Annotated in this window: 15 protein-coding genes; 8 read left to right on the top strand and 7 right to left on the bottom strand. The window is 70.3% G+C overall.

The window, feature by feature from the left end:
- Positions 1–231: 231 nt before the first annotated feature.
- Positions 232–1137: an NAD-dependent protein deacetylase gene (locus ACIQMX_RS12790; protein ID WP_402477210.1), complete on the bottom strand. Its 906-nt coding sequence runs from the start codon at positions 1135–1137 to the stop codon at positions 232–234.
- A 401-nt stretch (positions 1138–1538) separates the two neighbouring features.
- Between ACIQMX_RS12790 and ACIQMX_RS12795 the strand changes: the two genes are divergently transcribed.
- The 3 genes from ACIQMX_RS12795 (at position 1539) to ACIQMX_RS12805 (ending at position 3388) form a co-directional block, all read left to right on the top strand.
- Positions 1539–2366, top strand: coding sequence for a class I SAM-dependent methyltransferase (locus ACIQMX_RS12795; protein ID WP_402477212.1), 828 nt, complete (start codon positions 1539–1541; stop codon positions 2364–2366).
- 125 nt (positions 2367–2491) lie between these two features.
- Positions 2492–2872 (top strand): VOC family protein, encoded by a 381-nt coding sequence (locus tag ACIQMX_RS12800; RefSeq protein WP_363069449.1) that lies wholly within the window; start codon positions 2492–2494, stop codon positions 2870–2872.
- Positions 2873–2932: 60 nt separating this feature from the next.
- A complete protein-coding gene (locus ACIQMX_RS12805; protein ID WP_402477215.1) occupies positions 2933–3388 on the top strand; it encodes an SRPBCC family protein in 456 nt (151 codons plus the stop codon).
- A gap of 66 nt (positions 3389–3454) precedes the next feature.
- Here the strand turns inward: ACIQMX_RS12805 and ACIQMX_RS12810 are convergent, their stop codons facing one another.
- Positions 3455–7360, bottom strand: coding sequence for a glycoside hydrolase family 2 TIM barrel-domain containing protein (locus ACIQMX_RS12810; RefSeq protein WP_402477218.1), 3906 nt, complete (start codon positions 7358–7360; stop codon positions 3455–3457).
- 480 nt (positions 7361–7840) lie between these two features.
- Between ACIQMX_RS12810 and ACIQMX_RS12815 the strand changes: the two genes are divergently transcribed.
- On the top strand, positions 7841–9211 hold the full coding sequence (locus tag ACIQMX_RS12815; RefSeq protein ID WP_402477220.1) for a DEAD/DEAH box helicase: 1371 nt from the start codon (positions 7841–7843) through the stop codon (positions 9209–9211).
- Positions 9212–9746: 535 nt separating this feature from the next.
- On the opposite strand, the gene ACIQMX_RS12820 is transcribed toward ACIQMX_RS12815, so the two are convergent.
- Positions 9747–10358 (bottom strand): sugar O-acetyltransferase, encoded by a 612-nt coding sequence (locus tag ACIQMX_RS12820; protein ID WP_363069457.1) that lies wholly within the window; start codon positions 10356–10358, stop codon positions 9747–9749.
- Positions 10359–10802: 444 nt separating this feature from the next.
- On the opposite strand from ACIQMX_RS12820, the gene ACIQMX_RS12825 reads away from it, so the two are divergent.
- Complete coding sequence (locus ACIQMX_RS12825) at positions 10803–11810, top strand: NAD-dependent epimerase/dehydratase family protein (RefSeq protein ID WP_402477223.1); 1008 nt, start codon at positions 10803–10805, stop codon at positions 11808–11810.
- Between the two features lie 172 nt (positions 11811–11982).
- On the opposite strand, the gene ACIQMX_RS12830 is transcribed toward ACIQMX_RS12825, so the two are convergent.
- The 3 genes from ACIQMX_RS12830 to ACIQMX_RS12840 form a co-directional block, all read right to left on the bottom strand.
- Positions 11983–13380: a hypothetical protein gene (locus tag ACIQMX_RS12830; protein ID WP_363069461.1), complete on the bottom strand. Its 1398-nt coding sequence runs from the start codon at positions 13378–13380 to the stop codon at positions 11983–11985.
- A 311-nt stretch (positions 13381–13691) separates the two neighbouring features.
- On the bottom strand, positions 13692–14045 hold the full coding sequence (locus ACIQMX_RS12835; RefSeq protein WP_363069463.1) for an antibiotic biosynthesis monooxygenase: 354 nt from the start codon (positions 14043–14045) through the stop codon (positions 13692–13694).
- 180 nt (positions 14046–14225) lie between these two features.
- The gene (locus ACIQMX_RS12840; protein ID WP_363069465.1) at positions 14226–14606 is read right to left on the bottom strand and encodes a helix-turn-helix domain-containing protein; all 381 of its coding nucleotides are present in this window, start codon (positions 14604–14606) and stop codon (positions 14226–14228) included.
- Positions 14607–14704: 98 nt separating this feature from the next.
- On the opposite strand from ACIQMX_RS12840, the gene ACIQMX_RS12845 reads away from it, so the two are divergent.
- A complete protein-coding gene (locus ACIQMX_RS12845) occupies positions 14705–15970 on the top strand; it encodes an MFS transporter (protein WP_363069467.1) in 1266 nt (421 codons plus the stop codon).
- Between the two features lie 137 nt (positions 15971–16107).
- Here ACIQMX_RS12845 and ACIQMX_RS12850 read toward each other — a convergent pair whose 3' ends face one another.
- A complete protein-coding gene (locus ACIQMX_RS12850; RefSeq protein WP_363069469.1) occupies positions 16108–16764 on the bottom strand; it encodes an SDR family NAD(P)-dependent oxidoreductase in 657 nt (218 codons plus the stop codon).
- An 84-nt stretch (positions 16765–16848) separates the two neighbouring features.
- Here ACIQMX_RS12850 and ACIQMX_RS12855 point away from each other — a divergent pair, with 84 nt between their 5' ends.
- Entirely contained in the window at positions 16849–17235 is a 387-nt protein-coding gene (locus ACIQMX_RS12855; protein WP_363069471.1) for a MerR family transcriptional regulator, read from the top strand.
- A gap of 263 nt (positions 17236–17498) precedes the next feature.
- Positions 17499–18392: a hypothetical protein gene (locus ACIQMX_RS12860; RefSeq protein ID WP_363069473.1), complete on the top strand. Its 894-nt coding sequence runs from the start codon at positions 17499–17501 to the stop codon at positions 18390–18392.
- Positions 18393–18395 lie beyond the last annotated feature (3 nt).

The raw sequence follows: 18395 nt of genomic DNA on the forward strand, positions 1-18395 counted from the left end.
GGGGGGGGGGGCGGCCGCCCGCTCTTTTTTTGGGGCCACGCGGCCGGAAACCCGGGCCGGGGGGGGGGGGGGGGGGGGGGGGCCCGGCCCCCCGGGGCGCCCCCCCCCCCCGCACGTCACCGGACATTGCCCTGAATCGGCGAAAGAGACGAAAGAAGCATTGTTCCCGGAGTGACGCGTTCATCGACTGCAATGACTCCGATGACTGCACGCAGGGAGCTCAAGCCTCTTTCACGCCGGCCCGGCCGCCTCCTCGTCGACGGCGATACCCAGGTGGCCGGCCACGGCGGAGAGGGCCGCTCCGAGCGGGAGCGCGACGCGGACGACGGCGAGCGGGTCGCCCCGCGTGAGGTCCCGGTTGACGATCAGTACGGGCTTCTTGTCCTGGGCCGCGTAGCGGACGAACCGGAGCCCGGACATCACGGTCAGAGAGGAGCCCAGGACCAGCAACGAGGCCGCTTCGCGGACCAGGCCGCGGCAGTGCTCGACCCGCTGTGGGGGCACGGCTTCGCCGAAGAACACCACATCCGGTTTGAGGATCCCGCCGCAGTCCGCGCAGGACACCACGTGAAAGTCCCCGACCTGCTCGTCGGTGAGATCGGCGTCACCATCCGGATTGATCGCGGCGGCCACCGGTGCGAAGCCCGTGTTGGCCTCCTCCAGCCGCCGGGCAAGGTCGCGGCGCAGGCTGAGCGCGCCGCAGGAAAGGCACACGACCCGTTCCAGACTTCCGTGGAGTTCCACGGCGTCCTCGCTGCCCGCGGCCCGGTGCAGCCCGTCGACGTTCTGGGTGATCACACCCGAGAGCAGGCCGTGCCGCTCGAACGCCGCCACGGCCCGGTGCCCGGCGTTCGGGCGGGCCCTGCCGAACGTACGCCAGCCGAGGTGGCTGCGTGCCCAGTACCGGCGACGGGCCTGGGCGCCGCCGGTGAAGTCCTGGTACGTCATCGGAGTGTGCCGGCTCAGGCTTCCGCCCTCGCCCCGGTAGTCGGGGATGCCCGACTCCGTGGAGATGCCCGCCCCACTGAGTACCAGGACGCCGCCGGTGCGGAGCGCATCGACGACCGGCTCCAGGTCGGTGGTGGCAGGAGGCAGGTCTTCGGTGGGGGCCCAGCTCAGAGTGGGGCGCATACGCATCTCTTCAGGGTACGGAACAGGAGGCGGCACCCGCTCGCCCGCCCGTCGGCGCCGGCCTCCGCGGTCACCCGCCCGCCCGGTCACCGCCGGCCGTGACCGTATGTGCGCGAACCATTGCCCGGTGTCCGCACGTGGTGCCGGTGCGTGCGCGAACCGTCGCCCGATGTGCGCAAGCGGCGGTCCCCGGTCCGCCGCGACGCGGCGCGCCTCGGCCGGGGCGGCGGCCGCCGGGGGAGGATCGGCAGGGCCGGGGCCCGGCACCTTCACGGCGGGCCGCCCGGCACCACCCCCACCGCGTGGAGAGGCCCGGCCTTGCGACCAATGAGCGACCTGCTGCTCCAGTTCCCCGCGCCCCGGGCACGGGGACCCATGAGTGCCGACCCCGCCGGACGGGCGCAGGCGTGACCGGCACACCGCGCGGGGCCGCGGCGGGCGACGGCCGCTACGGGGAGGCGTTCTTCCGTCCCGAACAGACGGGGGAGGGGGAGCGAATCGACTTCGGGGCCCTCGCCTACGACGAGATCACCATGGCGCGCCTGCGGGCCGTCGGGGCCGGCCCGGGCTGGCGCTGCCTCGACGTCGGTGCCGGTACGGGCACCGTGTCCCGCCGGCTGCTGCGGGAGACCGGGGTGGCGAGCGTGCTCGCCGTGGACCGCGACGTACGGTTCCTCGGAGACCGGTCCCTGCCCGGTCTCGACGTACGGGAGGCCGACGTCACACGTCCGGACTTCGCCCCCGGCCGGTTCCAGCTCGTCCACGCACGCTTCGTGCTGATGCACCTGCCCGAGCGCGACCGCGTGATCACGGCATTGGCCGAACTGGTCGCGCCCGGCGGAGTACTGGTGCTCAGCGACGCGGTCGACCTGACGAGCGACCGGGCGCCCCACACGCCGTACACCGCGGTGATGCGCGCCATGTGGCAGGGCCTGCGGACCGCGATCGGCACCGATGTCTCCTGGGTTCCGTCGTACCCGCAGCTGCTGCGCGGGATGGGGCTCGCATCCGTCGCCGCCGAGATCCACGTACCACCGCTGCTGCCGGGCAGCGCCATCAGCCGCTTCTGGGAGGACACATGGGAGCGCAGCAGGGCGGCGATGCTCGACACGGGCCTGGTCGACGATGCGGCCGTGGACGCCGCGGTCCGCTATCTGAGGTCGGACGAGTGCGCCGCCCTGTCGGCCGGCATGCTCACGGCCTGGGGACGGAAACCCGGGGAGGGCGCGGAATGAGCCACCCCGACGTCGCGCCGCCGGCCGACCCTCGCAGCCGGCGGCCCGGGTGTGCTCCTGCGGGACGCGGGTAGTCGAAACCACGTCCGGAACCCGGATGCCCGCGAAGCAGGAGGAGGATGGCCGTGGCAGTGCCGAAGACGAGCGTGCTGGTGCTGGACTGCGCGGAGCCGAAGGAACTGGCCGACTTCTACGCCATGTTGCTCGACGCGGAGGTCCACATCGGCAACGACCCCGATATCGTCGAGATCGTGGGCCACCGCGGAGTGCATCTCGCGATCCGCAGGGACCACGGTTACGCGCCACCGAGCTGGCCGAGGCCCGACGATTCCCAGCAGGCTCATCTGCGCATCCTGGTGGCACGCGAGGATCTCGACGAGGCGGAGCGCGAGGCGGTGGGTCTCGGCGCGCGGCCTCTGGACACGAAGAACAACGGGGGCCTGCGGGACGCGCGCCTCTATTCCGATCCCGCCGGACACCCCTTCACGCTGGCCACCCCGGGCTGATCCCCCGTACGCAGGCCCCGCGAACCGCTGACGAACCCCCGAACCCCCGAAGGAGTCCGCATGTCCTCATCGATCGTTGAGACCGTAGATATGAAGGCCCCGGTCGCCATCAGCTGGGCGCTGTGGAGTGACGTGACGCAGTGGCCCACCTTTCTGAGCCACGTCCAGCGCGTCGATCCGCTGGACGAGCGCCGGTTCGCCTGGCAGCTCGCCCTGCCGGGGGTGGACAAGAGCTTCCTCGCCGAACTCACCGAGGTCGTGGCGGAGGACCGGATCGCCTGGAAGACGACGGAGGGCGTCCACCACGCCGGTGTGGTCACCTTCCATCGACTGGACGACGAGTCGAGTCGGCTGACACTGCAGATCGAATACGACCCCCAGGGCTTCGTGGAGCACCTGGGAGCCCTCACCAATCTGGACTCGGTCCTGGCCAACTACGACCTCGGTGAGTTCCAGAAGCTGGCCGAGCGGACCGCCGCGGGCGACGTACCCCTGGAGGGGCCCGGCCCGCGGTGATCCGCCCTGGGCGCCCGGGGGCAGGTGCCGGCGCCCGGCGGCGGGCGCCGGCACCTGCCGCATCGGCTACCCCGCCGCCGTCGGCCGGCGGGACAGGCTCGTCGCGTTCCGCACGTCCGTGAGCGGCCGCAACCGGTACGTGAACGCGTAGTTGCGGTCGGCGAGCAGCTTGTACGCGTCATGCGTGTGCGCGCCCCAGCTGTTGTCACCACCGACGCCCATCTGCCGGTGGTTGACCCGCAGGACCACCTCGTCACGAGGCGTGAGCTGGTAGTCGTGACGGGCTCCGACGGACAGGTCCTCCGGGGTGAAGTGGGAGGCGTTCACTTCCAGAAGCCCGTCGCCGCTGACGAGCAGGCCGCGACCGTGCCGGTCGGTGAGCGCCGCCCAGCGTACGTCGGTCTTGTTCCCGTTCTCCTGCGGCCGCAGGTACGGGCTCCACTGAGCGGTGACCGTACCGGACCAACGCCCCACGTCCGTACCGTCCTTGCGGTCCCAGTGGCTCTCTTCGGGGCCGCGGCCGTAATAGTGGAACCGCTCCAGCGCCGCGGGAAGGCACAGGATCGTCCCGACCTCCGGGATGTAGGGGAGGGACGGGTCGCCCGGAGCAAGGGTGTTGTCGACCTTGATCTCGCCGTTGCCGAAGACGGTGAAGGTCGTGGTGAACGCGGAGGCGGTGCTCGTCGGCAGCGTTCCCCGTACCGCGATCTCGACCGCACGCCCGTCGAGCCCACGCACCGTCACATCGGTCACCGTGCGCCGTGCACCCGCGTCCCGCCACGTCCGGTTGCGGGTGTGCTGGCCGTTGCCGTTGTCGTTGTCGGTCGGGGCACGCCAGAAGTTGGGCACGGGGCCGGAAACGAGGAGCTTCGTGCCTGCCGCCTCGTACGACGTGATGACGCCGGTCGACTTGTCGATGACGACCTCGAAGTTGCCGCCGGTGACGGTGATCCCGGTGTCACCGCTCCGGAACGACAGCTTGGGCACCTCGGCCAACGGAACCGGCACGATCCCGGGGCCGCTCCTGCCGAGGGGCAGCTGCACCCGCGCCACCTCGAAGCCCTCGTCCGCCCAGGGTGTGCGTTCCTTCGTCGTGAAGGACAGCTGGAGGAAGTACTCGGTCCCGGGTGCGGCGTTCGTGGGCAGTTCCACCGGCAGCGTGATCGCCTTCTCCGCCATCGGCGCCAGGTCGAGCTGATCACGCCGGATGCTGCCGCTCCGTACCGTCTCGCCGTCGGCGGACAGTTCCCAGGTTCCTCTGTACGCGCGGAGGTTGGTGAACAGGTTCTCGTTCGTGAGGGTGATCTCGCCGGGCGCGGCGTCGTCCGCGCGGGTCGCGTGGACCGTCTGGTAGATCCGCTTGACCTCGGCCGCCTTGCCCGTGTGGCGGCGGTCGGGCAGGACGATGCCGTCGCCGGCGAACGCGCCGTCGTTGGGATTGTCGCCCCAGTCGCCGCCGTAGGCGTAGAAGGTCTTCGCCCCGGCCTTCTTCTGTTCGAACCGGGCGGTCCGCGCGTCGAACCAGAAGCGCACGCCGTCGTCGCCGGGGCCACGCCGGTCGTCGGCGAGTTCGGCTGCCTTCAGGGCACGCGCGTACACCCGGGCCCGCCGGATCGTCCCGCTGAACTCCCGCGTCGGGTTCTCCACTTCACCGGCGAGGGAGAGCGACGCGGTGTTGCTGCTGGGCCTGCGGTCGGTGTTCTTCGTGGCTCTGGCCTCGCCGTCCACGTACAGGGTCAGCGTTCCCGCGTCCGCGTCGAAGACGCCCGCGACGTGATGTTCCCCGCCCGTCCAGCCGTCGTCCGGGGTCGTCCAGGAAGCCGCGATCCACTGCCCGTCCGCGTAGATGTAGAACTCCAGGCCCCTGTCCGCCTGCTTCAGCGCGTACTGGGTGTCGCCCTTCGCCAGGATCGGCTGGTGGAAGCCGCGGACGTGCGGGGTCACCCAGGCCTCGAGGGTGAGCGATCCGGTCAGGTCGAGCCGGTCGTCGCGCGCGAAGACGGTCGCGCCGCTGACACCCTGCTCGGGGCTGAACGACCCCGACGGGTTGATGACCTCGCCCTTGAGGCCCATGGGCCCGGTCTCGGTGAGCAGCTTGCGCGCAGGCGTCGGCCAGGTGAGCGCCTGGTCGACGAAGTCCCAGATCCAGCCGCCCTGCAGGACGTCGTAGCGGCGGACGACGTCCCAGTACTCCTTGAAGTTGCCGGTCGAGTTTCCCATCGAGTGGGCGTACTCGATCATGACGTAGGGCCTGGTGTCCGAGGCGTCCTTCGCCCGGGCCTCCACTCGGCTCGGCGATTCGTACATCCTTGAACGGATATCGCTGGTGGCGGGGCCGTCGTCGCCCTCGTACTGGATGACGCGCGTCGGATCGTAGGAGCGGATCCAGTCGTGCATGGCCCGGAAGGCCGACCCCGAGCCGGCCTCGTTGCCCAGCGACCAGATGACGACGCAGGCGTGGTTCTTGTCCCGGTGGACCATGTTCCGCGCTCGGTCCAGGCACGCCGCGGTCCAGTCCGCCCGGTCGGTCGGGTACCGGTCACGGATGCCGTGCGTCTCCAGGTTGGCCTCGTCGACGAGATAGAGACCGTACTCGTCGGCGAGTTCGAGCCAGAGCGGGTTGTTGGGGTAGTGCGAGGTACGGACCGAGTTGATGTTCAGGCGCTTGATGAGCGTGATGTCGTCGACCAGATCGGCGCGGCTGAGCGCCGAACCGCGTTCCGGGTGCATCTCGTGCCGGTTGGTGCCGCGGAAGCTGACCGGCTGCCCGTTGACGCGCATCAGTCCGTCCCTGAGCGCGAAATCACGCAGACCGACCCGGTGCGAGAGGGTCTCCACGACCTTGCCGGAAGGATCACGGAGCTGAATGACGGCGGTGTACAGGTAGGGGTCCTCCGCGGACCACAGGCGTGGTGAGGGAACGGACCTGGCGCCCGTGACGGCCACCTCACCGCCGGCCGGCGAGGCGCGCAGGGCCAGCGGACGCGACCACACCGCGTGCCCCCCGGCGTCGTACAGCTGTGTCTCGACCGTGAAGGCCGCCGCGCCCGATTCGCCCGTGGAGTCCCGTACGTGGGCGGTGACGGACAGCTCGGCGGTGGTGAACCCGTCCCCGAGCGGGGTGTCGAGCTTGAAATCCCGTACATGGACGCCGGGCGCCGAGTACAGATACACCGACCGGAAGATGCCGCTCAGCCGGATCATGTCCTGGTCCTGGAGCCAGTCGCCGTCGGAGTAGCGGTAGACCTCGACGGCGATCTGGTTGGTGCCCTCCTTCAGATACGGGGTGATGTCGTACTCGGCCGGGGTGTACGAGTCCTCGTGGTAGCCGGTCAGGTGACCGTTGATCCACACGTAGTGGGCGGCCTTGACCCCCTCGAAATGCAGGAACGTGCGCCGGTCCGCCCAGCCCCTGGGCACGGTGAAGGTACGCCGGTACTGGCCGACGGGGTTGTACCGGGTCGGCGCGGCCGGCGGCTGGGCGTCCTCGCCGAGCCCGTTGGGGCCCCACCACGGGTAGGTGATGTTGACGTAGACCGGGTAGTCGTGGCCGTGCAGCTGCCACGCCGAGGGGACCGGGGTGTCCTCCCAGGCGGAGTCGTCGAGATCGGTGCGGTAGAAGTCCGCCTTCTTGTCGGCGGGCCGGTCCACGTACGCGAACTTCCATGTCCCGTCGAGGCTCTGCCGCCACGGGGATGTGGTGCGGTCGGCGGTGAGCGCCTGCTGGAGGTTCGCGTACGGCATGAGCGTGGCGTGCGGAGGCTCGGTGCCGAGCCGGAAGACGTCGATGCGGCCGTTCCATTCGTCACCGGCGGCCGCGATCCCGCCGGATGCGGCGAACGCGCGGGCAAAGGGCGGTGCGCCGGACAGGACGAGGCCGCCGACCACGGCGGCGCCCGCCTCGATGAGGCGGCGGCGGCTCACGTATGCGCGAGGGGAGGGGGAGTGGGGGGACGAGTTCGGGTGGGCCATGGCAGGGCCTTCCTAGTGCGCCAGGATGTGCAACTGGTGTGATGGGCGACACCTGTTGAGACGCGCCCACCCTAGAAAGGGAACACAACCACCACAATGACAACGTCAGATTTTGTTGTTTTCTGACGGCTGGGCGTCCCTGGGCCGGACCCGTCCCGTGCGCCGCCTCGCCTGCTCCGGTCACGGTGACAGCAACGGACCGACCACCGCCCGCAACGCGGCGCCCATGATCCACGGTCGGGTGCCGTGCCATACGAATGGCCGAATCTGCACAGGCTCGACGCCGAGCCAGACACGTCGGGGCCGCGGCCACGGCTGATCCCGATGGGGCGCGGTACGTCAGCGGGTGTGCCCGACAGGACAGGAAGGCGCCGGGGCGCCCGCTGGTAAACTGGGCCCACGCTTCGAAACCGCCGGGGCCCGTACCAAGGGGTACGGGCCCCGGCGCGTGCCGGGCGCCAGGCCGAGGAAGGTTCCCCCATGAACGCGAAGCAGTCCGCCCCGAAGGGCGACCCCACAACGCCGCGGACGGCTGCCACCGGCCTGCCCCCGGTCGAGTCCTTCGACGCGCTGGGGCTGCCGCCGGCACTGACGGCGACGATGACCGGCCTCGGTGTGACGGAACCCTTCCCGATCCAGGCGGCGACCCTGCCCAACGCGCTGGCCGGCCGTGATGTCCTCGGCCGCGCGCGGACGGGCTCCGGCAAGACGCTCGCCTTCGGGCTGGCACTGCTGGCGCGGACGGCGGGTGTGCGGGCGGAGCCGAAGCGGCCGCTCGCACTCGTCCTCGTGCCGACCCGGGAACTCGCGCAGCAGGTGAGCGACGCGCTGGCACCGTATGCGCGGGCACTGGACGTGCGGCTGGCCACCGTGGTGGGCGGGCTGGCGATCAACCGGCAGGCGGCGCAGCTGCGGGCCGGCGCCGACGTGGTCGTCGCGACGCCGGGGCGGCTCGCCGACCTCGTGTCGCGTCGGTTCTGCGAGCTGCAGCAGGTGCGGATCACCGTGCTCGACGAGGCGGACCAGATGTGCGACCTGGGGTTCCTGCCGCAGGTCTCGGAAATCCTGGACCAGGTACGCCCCGACGGACAGCGGCTGCTGTTCTCGGCCACGCTCGACCGCAACGTCGACCAGCTCGTGCAGAACTATCTGCACGAGCCTGCCGTGGCCTCGCTCGACCGGGTGGCGGGCGCGGTCACCACGATGGAACACCACGTGCTGAACATCCACCCCGCCGACAAGTACGCGACCGCGACCGAGATCGCCGCGCGGGACGGCCGGGTCCTGATGTTCCTGGACACCAAGGCCGGGGTGGATCAGTTCACCCGTCACCTGCGCGCCAGCGGCGTACGGGCAGGCGCTCTGCACAGCGGGAAGTCGCAGCCGCAGCGCACCCACACGCTGGCCCAGTTCAAGGACGGCGCGATCACCGTGCTGGTGGCCACCAACGTCGCGGCGCGGGGCATTCACATCGACGCTCTCGACCTCGTCGTCAACGTCGACCCGCCGGCCGACGCCAAGGACTACCTGCACCGCGGCGGCCGTACGGCTCGCGCCGGCGAATCCGGGAACGTGGTCACCCTGGTCACCCCGAACCAGCGGCGGGACGTCAACCGGATCATGACCGACGCCCGGATCCGCCCGACCGTCACCCAGGTGCGCTCCGGCGAGGAGAAGCTGACCGCCATCACCGGCGCGAAGCGCCCGCCGGTCGAAGGAAAGGGCAGCGGCAACGTCGCCTTCCGCGGCATGGGCACGCGTCCGGGCCGCCCGAAGGAGTCCCGCAAGACGGCCGACGCCCGCAGGACAGCAGAGGCACGCGCGGCCGCCCGGGTGCGCAAGGGCCGTTGATCCGGACGGACTTGCCGGGCAGGATCACCGCCGCGAGAACGCCTTCGGCTCACCGTACGGAGCGACGGCGTATGCGTCGTGGACAGCACGACGCTTGAGCGCGGCCGTTGCCGTGAGACCGTCGAGCGCTCCGGCCTGGCCGACGGGGCCCGGTACGGGTGCTGCGCCAGGAGAGCCGTCGGTTCGGGATCGGGATCTGCGACTCGAGTACCAGGCGGCCCCCGGCCCTCCGCCGCTCCGGGCCGTGGGCCCGTACCTCTCAGGGGGCCGGTGTCATCCCCGGCTCCGACACGACTGGGCGCGGACCGGCCGGACTCGTTCATCGGAACGAGAACTGCGGCCGTCCTGACGGCCCGATCACGTCGGGTCGATAGAACAACCCCCGGAATGCCGTCAGTTGCGGAGTGCGGCAGACCCGCGTGTTCAAGAACGGCCCTGGCCGGGGCGATTGCTGCTTCCCGCCGGGCTGGGCGACCTGCCTTCCGCACCCCGACGATCCTCTGAGCACGCCAACACACCCCTTCTCACACACGCTCTAGACGATCTCGCTTCCGGCGGTGCGTGTGGTGAGGTCCTCGTCCGTGATGCGGCGGACCACTCGGCAAGGCGTTCCGAGTGCAACGGTCATCGGCGGAATGCTGCGGCTGACGACGCTGCCGGCACCGATGACCGATCCGTACCCGATCCGGACACCGGGCAGGACCACCACATTGCTGCCGATCCAGACCTTGTCCTCGATCACGATCGGCTCGGAGAAGCGACCGAAGTCAGCTCGGCGCGCGGGATGCACCGGGTGCCCCGTCGTGGTCAGCGTCACGCCGGGAGCGATCATGACGCCGTCCCCTATGCGGATGTCCACGTCATCGACGAACGTCAGATTCACGTTCCCGAAGAAGTCGTCGCCGATGTGGACGTTGCTGCCGAACCCGGCGTGGAACGGTGGCAGCAGCACGGTGCGTTCACCGACCGAGCCGAGGATCCGGGTGAGCAGCGACCGGCGTCTCTCCGGATTGCTCGGTGGCGTCAGGTTGTACTCGAAGATCTGCTCCGTGCGGCGCAGAGGGGCCTGGAAGGCTGCTTCCGACTCGGTGTAGACGAGCCCCCCGGCGATCCGGGCGAGTACTTCCTCGTTGTGCGCATCCGTCACAGCGGAACGCTCCGTTCATCCGATTTCCTGGCGCCGATTGACGTGCCCCTGACCGGCCGTGTGGAAGATCCTATGTGCCGTCCGCACGCTCCGTGCGGGGTCTGCCGGAGACGGGGCGCTCCGCGGGTGCCGCTTCGTCGACCACGTGGGCGATGGACCTCCTGGAGCCCGGGGGAGCGATGACCGGCACCATCGGGCTCCACTGCCGCGACTGCGTGTCCCAGCCGCACCCAGTACTTCGTCGGCTCCTGGCCGGGCATCAAGAGGATGCCGCCGGGGCCGCGGAGGTTCGTGGGCCGTTGATGCGCACGCGCCCGGTTCTCCGCCCGTGCCCTCCGGGAACGAGCCGGTCCCGGGGAGGCCACCCCGGTGGCGCGCGGCCGGCCTGTACGCCCTCGGCGAAGCAGGACCCCGCAGGTTCGCCGTCCGTGTTTGAGTGCGCGGATGGAGATCCTGGTTCTGGGTGGGACGGCGTGGGTGGGCCGCGAGATTTCGCGGCAGGCACTGGAGCGCGGGCACAGGGTGACCTGCCTGGCTCGCGGGGAGAGCGGCGAAGTGGCAGTGGGCGCGACACTCGTCGCCGCGGACAGGCGTGACCCATCGGCGTACGAGAGCCTCGTGGGCCGGGACTGGGATGCCGTGGTCGAGGTGTCGTGGCAGCCGGCGTTCGTCCGTGGGGCGCTGGCGGTCCTCGGCGAGCGGGCTGCCCACTGGTCGTACGTGTCCTCGATCAGCGCGTACGCCTCACATGCGCGGCCGGACGCGGACGAGACGGGGCAGCTGCTCCCGGCGACCGATCAGGACGAGGCCGGCCGCGAGGCGTACGGGGAGGCCAAGGTGGCCTGCGAGGCAGCCTCGGCGGCCGCGGTCGGCGACCGGCTCCTCATCGCGCGAGCCGGACTGATCGGCGGTCCCGGAGACCACAGCGGCCGCACCGGATACTGGGTCGCCCGCGCGGCGCGCGAGCCGCTGGCGCCGCTGCTCGTGCCCGTTTCGCCCGGCATGGCGACGCAGGCGGTCGACGTACGGGACCTCTCGGCGTGGCTGCTCGACAGCGCGGAGAAGGGGACGACCGGAACGTACGACGCGGTCGGCCCGGTCGTGCCCTTCGCCGAATGGGTCGCCCTGTCGCGGGAAACCGGCGGGCACACCGGACCGGTGGTGGAGGCCGATGCCGACTGGCTGCTCGCCCAGAAGACGGGGCAGTTCATGGGACCGGAATCGCTCGCGATGTGGATGGCCGACCCCGAGTGGGCCGGCTTCAGCGCCCGCAGCGGTTTTGCCGCCCGGGCTGTCGGTCTGCAGCATCGGCCCAGGACGGAGCTGCTGGCGGACACCTTGCGCTGGGAGCGGGAGCAGGGTCTGGACCGGCCCCGCCGGGCCGGCCTCAGCAGCGGGCGCGAGCGCGAACTGCTGAAGGCCCTCGGGTACGGAGATGCGCCTCGGCCGTGACGGACTGACAGAAGCCCGGTGGCCGCGCCCAGTTCAGTATCCTCCGGCGCCGAAGGAACCGGCGACCGGCCGGGTGCCCCTCACCCCGGTCGGCGCTGCCGGGGCACCCGCCGGACCGTTGGGCCATGGATCCGGCGGCGCAGCCACCTGCCCGCCGCCGGATCCAGCAAGGTCAAGGCATGCGGGACAACGGAACCGAGAACAGCAGGCGTTCGGGAATCACCTGGGACTTCCAGGTGCTGCTGGCGTCCTCGTTCACCCACTTGGCGTTCTTGTCGGCAGCCCATTCGGTCTGGCTCCACACCGTCTTCGTACTCCACCAGAGCGACAGCCCCTGGGACTTCGCGGCCCAGCACGCGGTCGGCGCATCGGTGCCGGTGCACGTCGTGGTCTGCACACCGGTGCTGTCGCGCCGTTGGTAGACGCCGCGCTGGCCCACGCCGCCACGGTGCCTGGGCAGGTACCAGGACCGCTTTCCGGTCGCCGGATCCCGGTAGGAGAGGGTGCCTTGCGCTCCGGCCATGTCGGCCGTGAACATCTCGGACACGTTCGCGTATCCCGAGGAGTCCTTCAGCAGCGGCATACCCGACTCCGACGGCGCGGCCAGCTGGTAGCCCCACATCTTGCCGGTCTTGGGGGTGCCGGAGGGCTGGTACTCGTTCAGGACGATGCTGTCCGGAGTGGCACTGCGGTCGAGGGAGACGTGGGCGGGGCAGGCGATGCCCGCCGCGGAATCGCACTTCTTGCTCAGGCCGTACGAGCCGATGGCCGGCATGACGTACTGGTAGCCGTGGGCCGAGTAGCCGCCGGACACCCTGCCGATCGCGTTGCTGCTCACGGTGGCCTGCAGGATGTGGTTCATGGAGAAGACGTACAGGGCGTTGGTGCTGGGGTCCCCGCCCTTGGCCGTGACGATCAGCTTGTCCCCGAACCACACCATGCCGCCCAGCTGGACCCCGGCGTTGTCGAAGTTGGCGCCGCCCTCGGTGGGAATCACGAGCAGCACCCAGCGATACGAGAGCGAGCTGGGGTTGTTGGCGTTGATGAAGGCCACGCGCGCCAGATGCTGCCCGTTGGGGTCGTTGTCCAGCATGGTCGGATAGGTGGTGAACAGGCTGTCGTTGGACTTCCAGCCGGACAGCAGGACCTTGTCGTTGCCCCACAGGCCGTCGTCGTCCGCGTCGCCCGACGACGTCACGCCCTGCGGGAGCCAGCGCTGGGTGTAGGCGTCGCCCGTGTCCCAGCAGTACGCGGAAGCCGGTGCCGGGTTCACGGGGAACGCCTTCGCCTCTTGCGGGTAGCAGTCGGCGGAGTTCCTCATCGTGTGGTTGGCGCTGGCCAGGACCTCGGCCACCCCGACGTTGTCCAGACGGGAGTCGAGCTCCGCGAGCGTGGCGCTGGAGACTCTGCGCTCCTCGAGCCGGAGCTTGGCTGCCTCGGTGGTGCTGGAGAGCGGCCTGACTTCGTCGTAGGCCTCGTCCTGGACCTGGGCGGCACCCGGGGTGATCCCCGCTGCCGCCAGGCTGAGCACAGCCGCGGCCACTACCGACCAGTTCCGACGCTTGCGCATGTCGCCCCCCGCTACTGAAAGCTCACGTCATTGAGACGCGAGTGAATAGTGTGACGCGCCAACTGTCAATCGAGCACAGGGGTTTGAAGCACATCTCAGGTGGCGGAAACGGTGGCGGCCCGGTGAAGGGCCGCAAGCTCACCACCGACCCGGCCGCCCGTGCGGGATGATCCACAGCCTCCGCCGGCCTCTGTCATCCTCGACCTCACGGACCCGCACTCGTATCGCCACCCGGGCAGCTTGGCGGCACGGCGCTTGCCGTACCGGGAGGCGACTTCCGCTGGTCTGTCCGCTGTCGGGCCCCGCGGTACCTACGCTCGCGTGAATCCGTGGCTCCGTTCCACTTTCGCCACGTGCAGCGTGTAGCTCCGGTACCACTCGGCCTGCCCACGCTTCTGCGCTGCGCGATGCTCGGCGTTGGTCCGCCAGTGCGTGAGGGCGTCGGCGTCCCGGAAGTACCCGACGGTGATACCCAGCCCGCCAGGAGTCTGCGCGTGGTCCATCCCCAGGAACCCCGGGACATCCTTCACCAGGTCTTCCATGCGGGCGTTGGTCTCGCTGTAGCCGCTCTGTTCCTGGGCTCGCACTGCAGTGAAGACAGCTACGTAGTAGGGGGGTTCATAGGCTTCGACGGGCGTGACAGGCGTTTCCGGGCGATTGCTCATGGCGTCACCGTAGGGCGGGAGGTGCTCAACGATCCAGCGTCTTTCCTGACCGGAACACGCGAGGGACCGGGTTCGCGGCCGAAGCCGTCCGAGCTCTCCTTCCTGTTCCCGGCAACGGTCACCGGCCTGCCGGCTCACAGAACGGTGCAAGGGCGCCTCGGCGACACCGTCGGTGGTCTGTCACGTCTTGGGGGTCCAAGCCGCCACCAGGTCGAGGAGGCCGGGGAAGCGGGCGTTGAGATCGTCGATGCGTACGTGGCTGCGTCGCTCGAGCCCGTACTGGCGCTGGCGCGTGATGCCCGCCTCCCGCAGCGCCTTGAAGTGGTGCGTGAGGGAGGACTTGGGCCGGTCGAAGCCGAACCAGCCGCAGGGGTGGTCGAACTGGTTCGACTCCAGGAGGAGTTTGCGGACGATGGTCAGCCTCAAGGGGTCGCTGAGCCCGGCGAGAACCGTTTCCAGGCGAAGGTCTTCGGCTGCCGGTTCGGGCAGCGGTTCGGGCAGGCCGGCCGGCTTCGGGGACGCCTCATGGGTGGTGGGGCCGGTACCTGCGCTCGGGGGCATGGGTGGCTCCTCGTCACTCGATTCCTATGTACGACTTCTATCGTACTGCATGCTAGGTTCGACTTTATTCGTACTGTGGGGAGTCGGGAGGAACAGTCATGTCCGAAACGCGGACCACATCCGTCCATGCCGCCGACGGGGAGCGGCCGAAGGACCCGGTGAAGGAGGCCGATGGGCGGATCATCGCTCCACTGTGGTGGGTTTGGCTGGCCGCGTGGCCGGTGACGGCCGTCTTCGTTCTCTCGAACGCGGCCACGCCGCTGTACGTGCTGTGGCAGCGCGACATCGGCTTCTCCAAGGGAACCCTGACCGTCGTGTTCGCGTTCTACATCGTCGGCCTCCTCGGATCACTCCTCGTCTCCGGTGTGCTGTCCGACCGGATCGGGCGCAAGCCCGTCCTGCTGCCCGCGCTGGCGCTCGCGCTGGTCGCATGTCTGATCTTCGCGACCGCCACCAGCGTGATCGCGCTGATCGTGGCCCGCCTCTTCACCGGCATCGCCGTCGGAGCCGCGGTCTCGGCCGGTATGGCCGCGGTGACCGACGTGGCGGGGCCCGAACGCAAACGGATCGCTGCCCTGCTCGCCTCGTGCGCGATGGTCTTCGGAGCCGGCCTCGGCCCGTTCCTGGCCGGCCTCCTCTCCGAGACCCTGCCCGCGCCCACCGTCACCGTCTTCGTCGTCGAGGCCGTACTGCTGGTCACCGCGGTATTCGCAGTGCTGCGCATGCCGGTTCGGCGCCCCGCGTCGAGGGCGAAAGGTGCCTGGGTGCGCATACCCGCTGTCCCGCGAGGCAGTGGCCGCCAACTCGCCCAGGGCATCGCCGTGTTCGCGCCCGGCATCACCGCTACTTCCTTCGTGCTCTCGCTGGGCCCTTCGCTGCTCTCGGGGCTGCTGGGCACCACCAGCCGCATCGTCGCCGGGGTCATGGCATTCGCCATGTTCCTCGCCGCTACCGGAGTGCAGTTCGCCGTCCAGCATCTGCGGCGGCGCACCATCCTCACGGCCGGCGCGGCCGGCACCATGATGAGCATGATCGCGCTGGTCATCGCTGTGCACGCGTCGTCGGTACAGATCCTCGTCGTCTCGGCGCTGCTCGCCGGGGCCGGTCAGGGCATGGGGCAGCTCGGCGGTCTGTCGCTGCTCAACGCCGGCGTGCCTCCCCAGCGCCTCGCGGAGGCCAATGCGGCTCTGAACGTGGGGGGTTATGCCCTCGCAGGCGTCCTGCCCGTGTCCGCCGGCTATCTCAGCGACGCGGTGGGCCTCACCGGCGGCGCCACGGTGTTCGGTGTGGTCCTCATGAGCCTCGCGGTCATCGGAGGCCTGGTGGTTCTCGTCGGCCGGCGTCAGACGGAGAATCCGGCCTGACAGGTCATGCGTGCCCGGAGTGGGGTGCACCGCCGGACGGCGGCGGTGCACCCCGCTCGGGTCACGCGTCAGGGGCGTCACGGTCCGGGTCCGTTCCGAGCGGACGGCACACGTCCGGCGGAACTCCAGCCGCGCTGTCAGGAGCGGCCGGCGTGCAGCACCTCACGGTCCCACTGGTCGCGCGGCTGTGTGTGCAGGTGCCAGTAGTGTTCGGCGATGTCGTCGGGGTCGAAGTCGGTGCCGGGGGCGACCGGGCCGTCCACGGTGATGCTCGCCGCGTGGACTCCCGAGGGGCCGTACTGCTGATCGAGTAGCTCGATCAGCGTCCGGACGCCCGATTTGCCCAGGGAAAGGCTCACATACTCCGGCTTGGGATCGGGCATGCCGCCCGTGATCAGGAACGTTCCGTTTCCCCGTGCGGCCATGGCCGGTGCGAGGTGTGCTGCGGCGCTCAGTGCGCCGACGACGTTGACCGCCCAAGCTTCCATGTGATCGGCCACCGACAACTCGCCCAGTCCGTCCGCGCGGACGAGCGCGGCGTTGTAGACGGCGACCTCCGGCACGCCGTGCTCACTGACGGCCCGGTCCAGGGCCGCGTCCAACTCGACTCGGTCGGTGCTGTCGGCCTGCAGCCCGATGATGGGGACGTCGTAGGAAGCGAGCCCGTCCGCGACGGCGCGGAGCGTCCGCTCGCTCCTGGCGATCAGCGTGACCGGCATTCCCTCACTGGCGAACCGGCGGGCGACTGCCTGCCCGATCCCCGGTCCCGCACCTATGATCACTGCACTTGGCATGATCTGTTCCCTCCCTCTCGTGATCAGCGACACCGGGGACGGTAAGGCGTCACATCAATGTGAAGGTCAAGGAGAAGGCTCAGGATGCGAATTGGTGACCTCGCCCTCGAGACCGGGGTGAGCAGAAGGCTGCTGCGCTACTACGAGGAGCAGGGTCTGCTCCGGCCGGAACGGTCGGGCAACGGCTATCGCGAGTACGAGGAGGCCGACGTCTCCGCGGTTCGCCACATCCGAACCATGCTCGCCGCAGGGCTCTCCACCGCGGTTATCGGCAAATTGGTGCGCTGTGTGCGCGACAAGGACGAACTGACAGTGCCGTCCGGCTGCCCGGCCTTCATCGGGGAGTTGCGGCGCGAACGCTCCCGCATCACCGAGACGATCAGTCAACTGGAGAGTTCCCGGCGAACACTGGACGCCGTTCTCGACACGGCGTCGGGGGAGGGCGATGATGCGTCACGCGATACTGCCTGACGACCGGTCGCGGCGGCCTCGCGGGACTGGCCGCGGCATCCGGTCTCGCCCACGCGGCGCTGGTGCCGACCGCGAAGCCGGTCCCTGCTCCGCCTTCCTGGGCCACGTACGGGGCTGGATGCCCGGCCTGTGACAGACTGCGCCAAGTGGTCTGCCGCAGAAGGCTGTTGGCGGCAGACCGGGGGAGAGGTCGGCCAGCGGGGGTGGTGTCCGGTGTCATACCCATCGAGCGGGACGGCGGGTGTCCTGTCGTGAGCGGCGGCATGGCATGGATCGCCACCGGCTGGCTGCTCGCGTTCGCGGGGGTCAACGCGACGCTGTACGTGCTCTGGTGGCGGCGCACACGGGACGAGCGCAGGTTCCTGAAGGACGTCCTGGCAGCAGGCGTGGATCCGATCCAGGCTGCTTGGTGGCTCGGCGCCTCGTGGGACAACGCGTCTCCACAGCAGCAGGCCCATGCCGCGGAGGCGGCCGTCCGTCTGCTGATCCTGGCCGGCGACGCAGAGGTCGACGAGGCGGGCCGGATCACCGTGCCGCGCGGCCGCCTGGGTACGCAGAAGGACCCGGTACGGGCAGCGCTCGTGACGAGTGTGCGCAGGCACGAGGGCGCCACGGTGTACGAGTTGCTGAAGGACTCCCGCTTCGCGCGGTTCCGAAAGGTCCTCCGGTCACGTCGTCCGCCGTTGCGCAGCGAGTTCGGCACCTACCGCACACCCGCGTTGACGGCCGCCCTCGTCACGGCATTCGGCCTGTCCCTCCACGCGATGATCACGCGGTGTCCGGTGCCCGGGCTGCCCTCCAGGGATCCGGGCATGTGGACCACCGCCTGGATACCGCTGTGGGCCGTACTGGCCGCCCTCGCGGCGCTCTGGCCCGTCAGCACCTCCCGCCCCTGGCCCCGCTTCACCCGCCACTGCCGCGCCGTCGTCACCGGGGCCCTGGCCGACGAGGACAGCCACACCCGCTACCGGGTGTGCGTGGTCAGCTCGGCCACCCCGCCCGACCGGCGCCCACCGCCTGGGACCACGAGCTCGCGCCCGGCGGACGGCCTCAGCCGCAGCAGCCGTACGGCGCCCCGGTACGGCCTCGACGACGCGGCCGACTCGGACGGCGGTGACAGTGGCTCGGACAGCGGAGACTTCGGCGGAGGCGACTGAACC

This window comes from Streptomyces sp. NPDC091416, assembly GCF_044756845.1.
Classification (GTDB): domain Bacteria; phylum Actinomycetota; class Actinomycetes; order Streptomycetales; family Streptomycetaceae; genus Streptomyces.

Excerpts from the sequence above, each read along its gene's own strand:
- ACIQMX_RS12790 (WP_402477210.1), bottom strand. The coding sequence starts at position 1,137 with ATGCGTATGCGCCCCACTCTGAGCTGGGCCCCCACCGAAGACCTGCCT.
- ACIQMX_RS12805 (WP_402477215.1), top strand. The coding sequence starts at position 2,933 with ATGTCCTCATCGATCGTTGAGACCGTAGATATGAAGGCCCCGGTCGCC.
- ACIQMX_RS12810 (WP_402477218.1), bottom strand. The coding sequence starts at position 7,360 with ATGGCCCACCCGAACTCGTCCCCCCACTCCCCCTCCCCTCGCGCATAC.
- ACIQMX_RS12815 (WP_402477220.1), top strand. The coding sequence starts at position 7,841 with ATGAACGCGAAGCAGTCCGCCCCGAAGGGCGACCCCACAACGCCGCGG.
- ACIQMX_RS12825 (WP_402477223.1), top strand. The coding sequence starts at position 10,803 with ATGGAGATCCTGGTTCTGGGTGGGACGGCGTGGGTGGGCCGCGAGATT.
- ACIQMX_RS12830 (WP_363069461.1), bottom strand. The coding sequence starts at position 13,380 with ATGCGCAAGCGTCGGAACTGGTCGGTAGTGGCCGCGGCTGTGCTCAGC.
- ACIQMX_RS12835 (WP_363069463.1), bottom strand. The coding sequence starts at position 14,045 with ATGAGCAATCGCCCGGAAACGCCTGTCACGCCCGTCGAAGCCTATGAA.
- ACIQMX_RS12840 (WP_363069465.1), bottom strand. The coding sequence starts at position 14,606 with ATGCCCCCGAGCGCAGGTACCGGCCCCACCACCCATGAGGCGTCCCCG.
- ACIQMX_RS12845 (WP_363069467.1), top strand. The coding sequence starts at position 14,705 with ATGTCCGAAACGCGGACCACATCCGTCCATGCCGCCGACGGGGAGCGG.
- ACIQMX_RS12850 (WP_363069469.1), bottom strand. The coding sequence starts at position 16,764 with ATGCCAAGTGCAGTGATCATAGGTGCGGGACCGGGGATCGGGCAGGCA.
- ACIQMX_RS12855 (WP_363069471.1), top strand. The coding sequence starts at position 16,849 with ATGCGAATTGGTGACCTCGCCCTCGAGACCGGGGTGAGCAGAAGGCTG.
- ACIQMX_RS12860 (WP_363069473.1), top strand. The coding sequence starts at position 17,499 with ATGGCATGGATCGCCACCGGCTGGCTGCTCGCGTTCGCGGGGGTCAAC.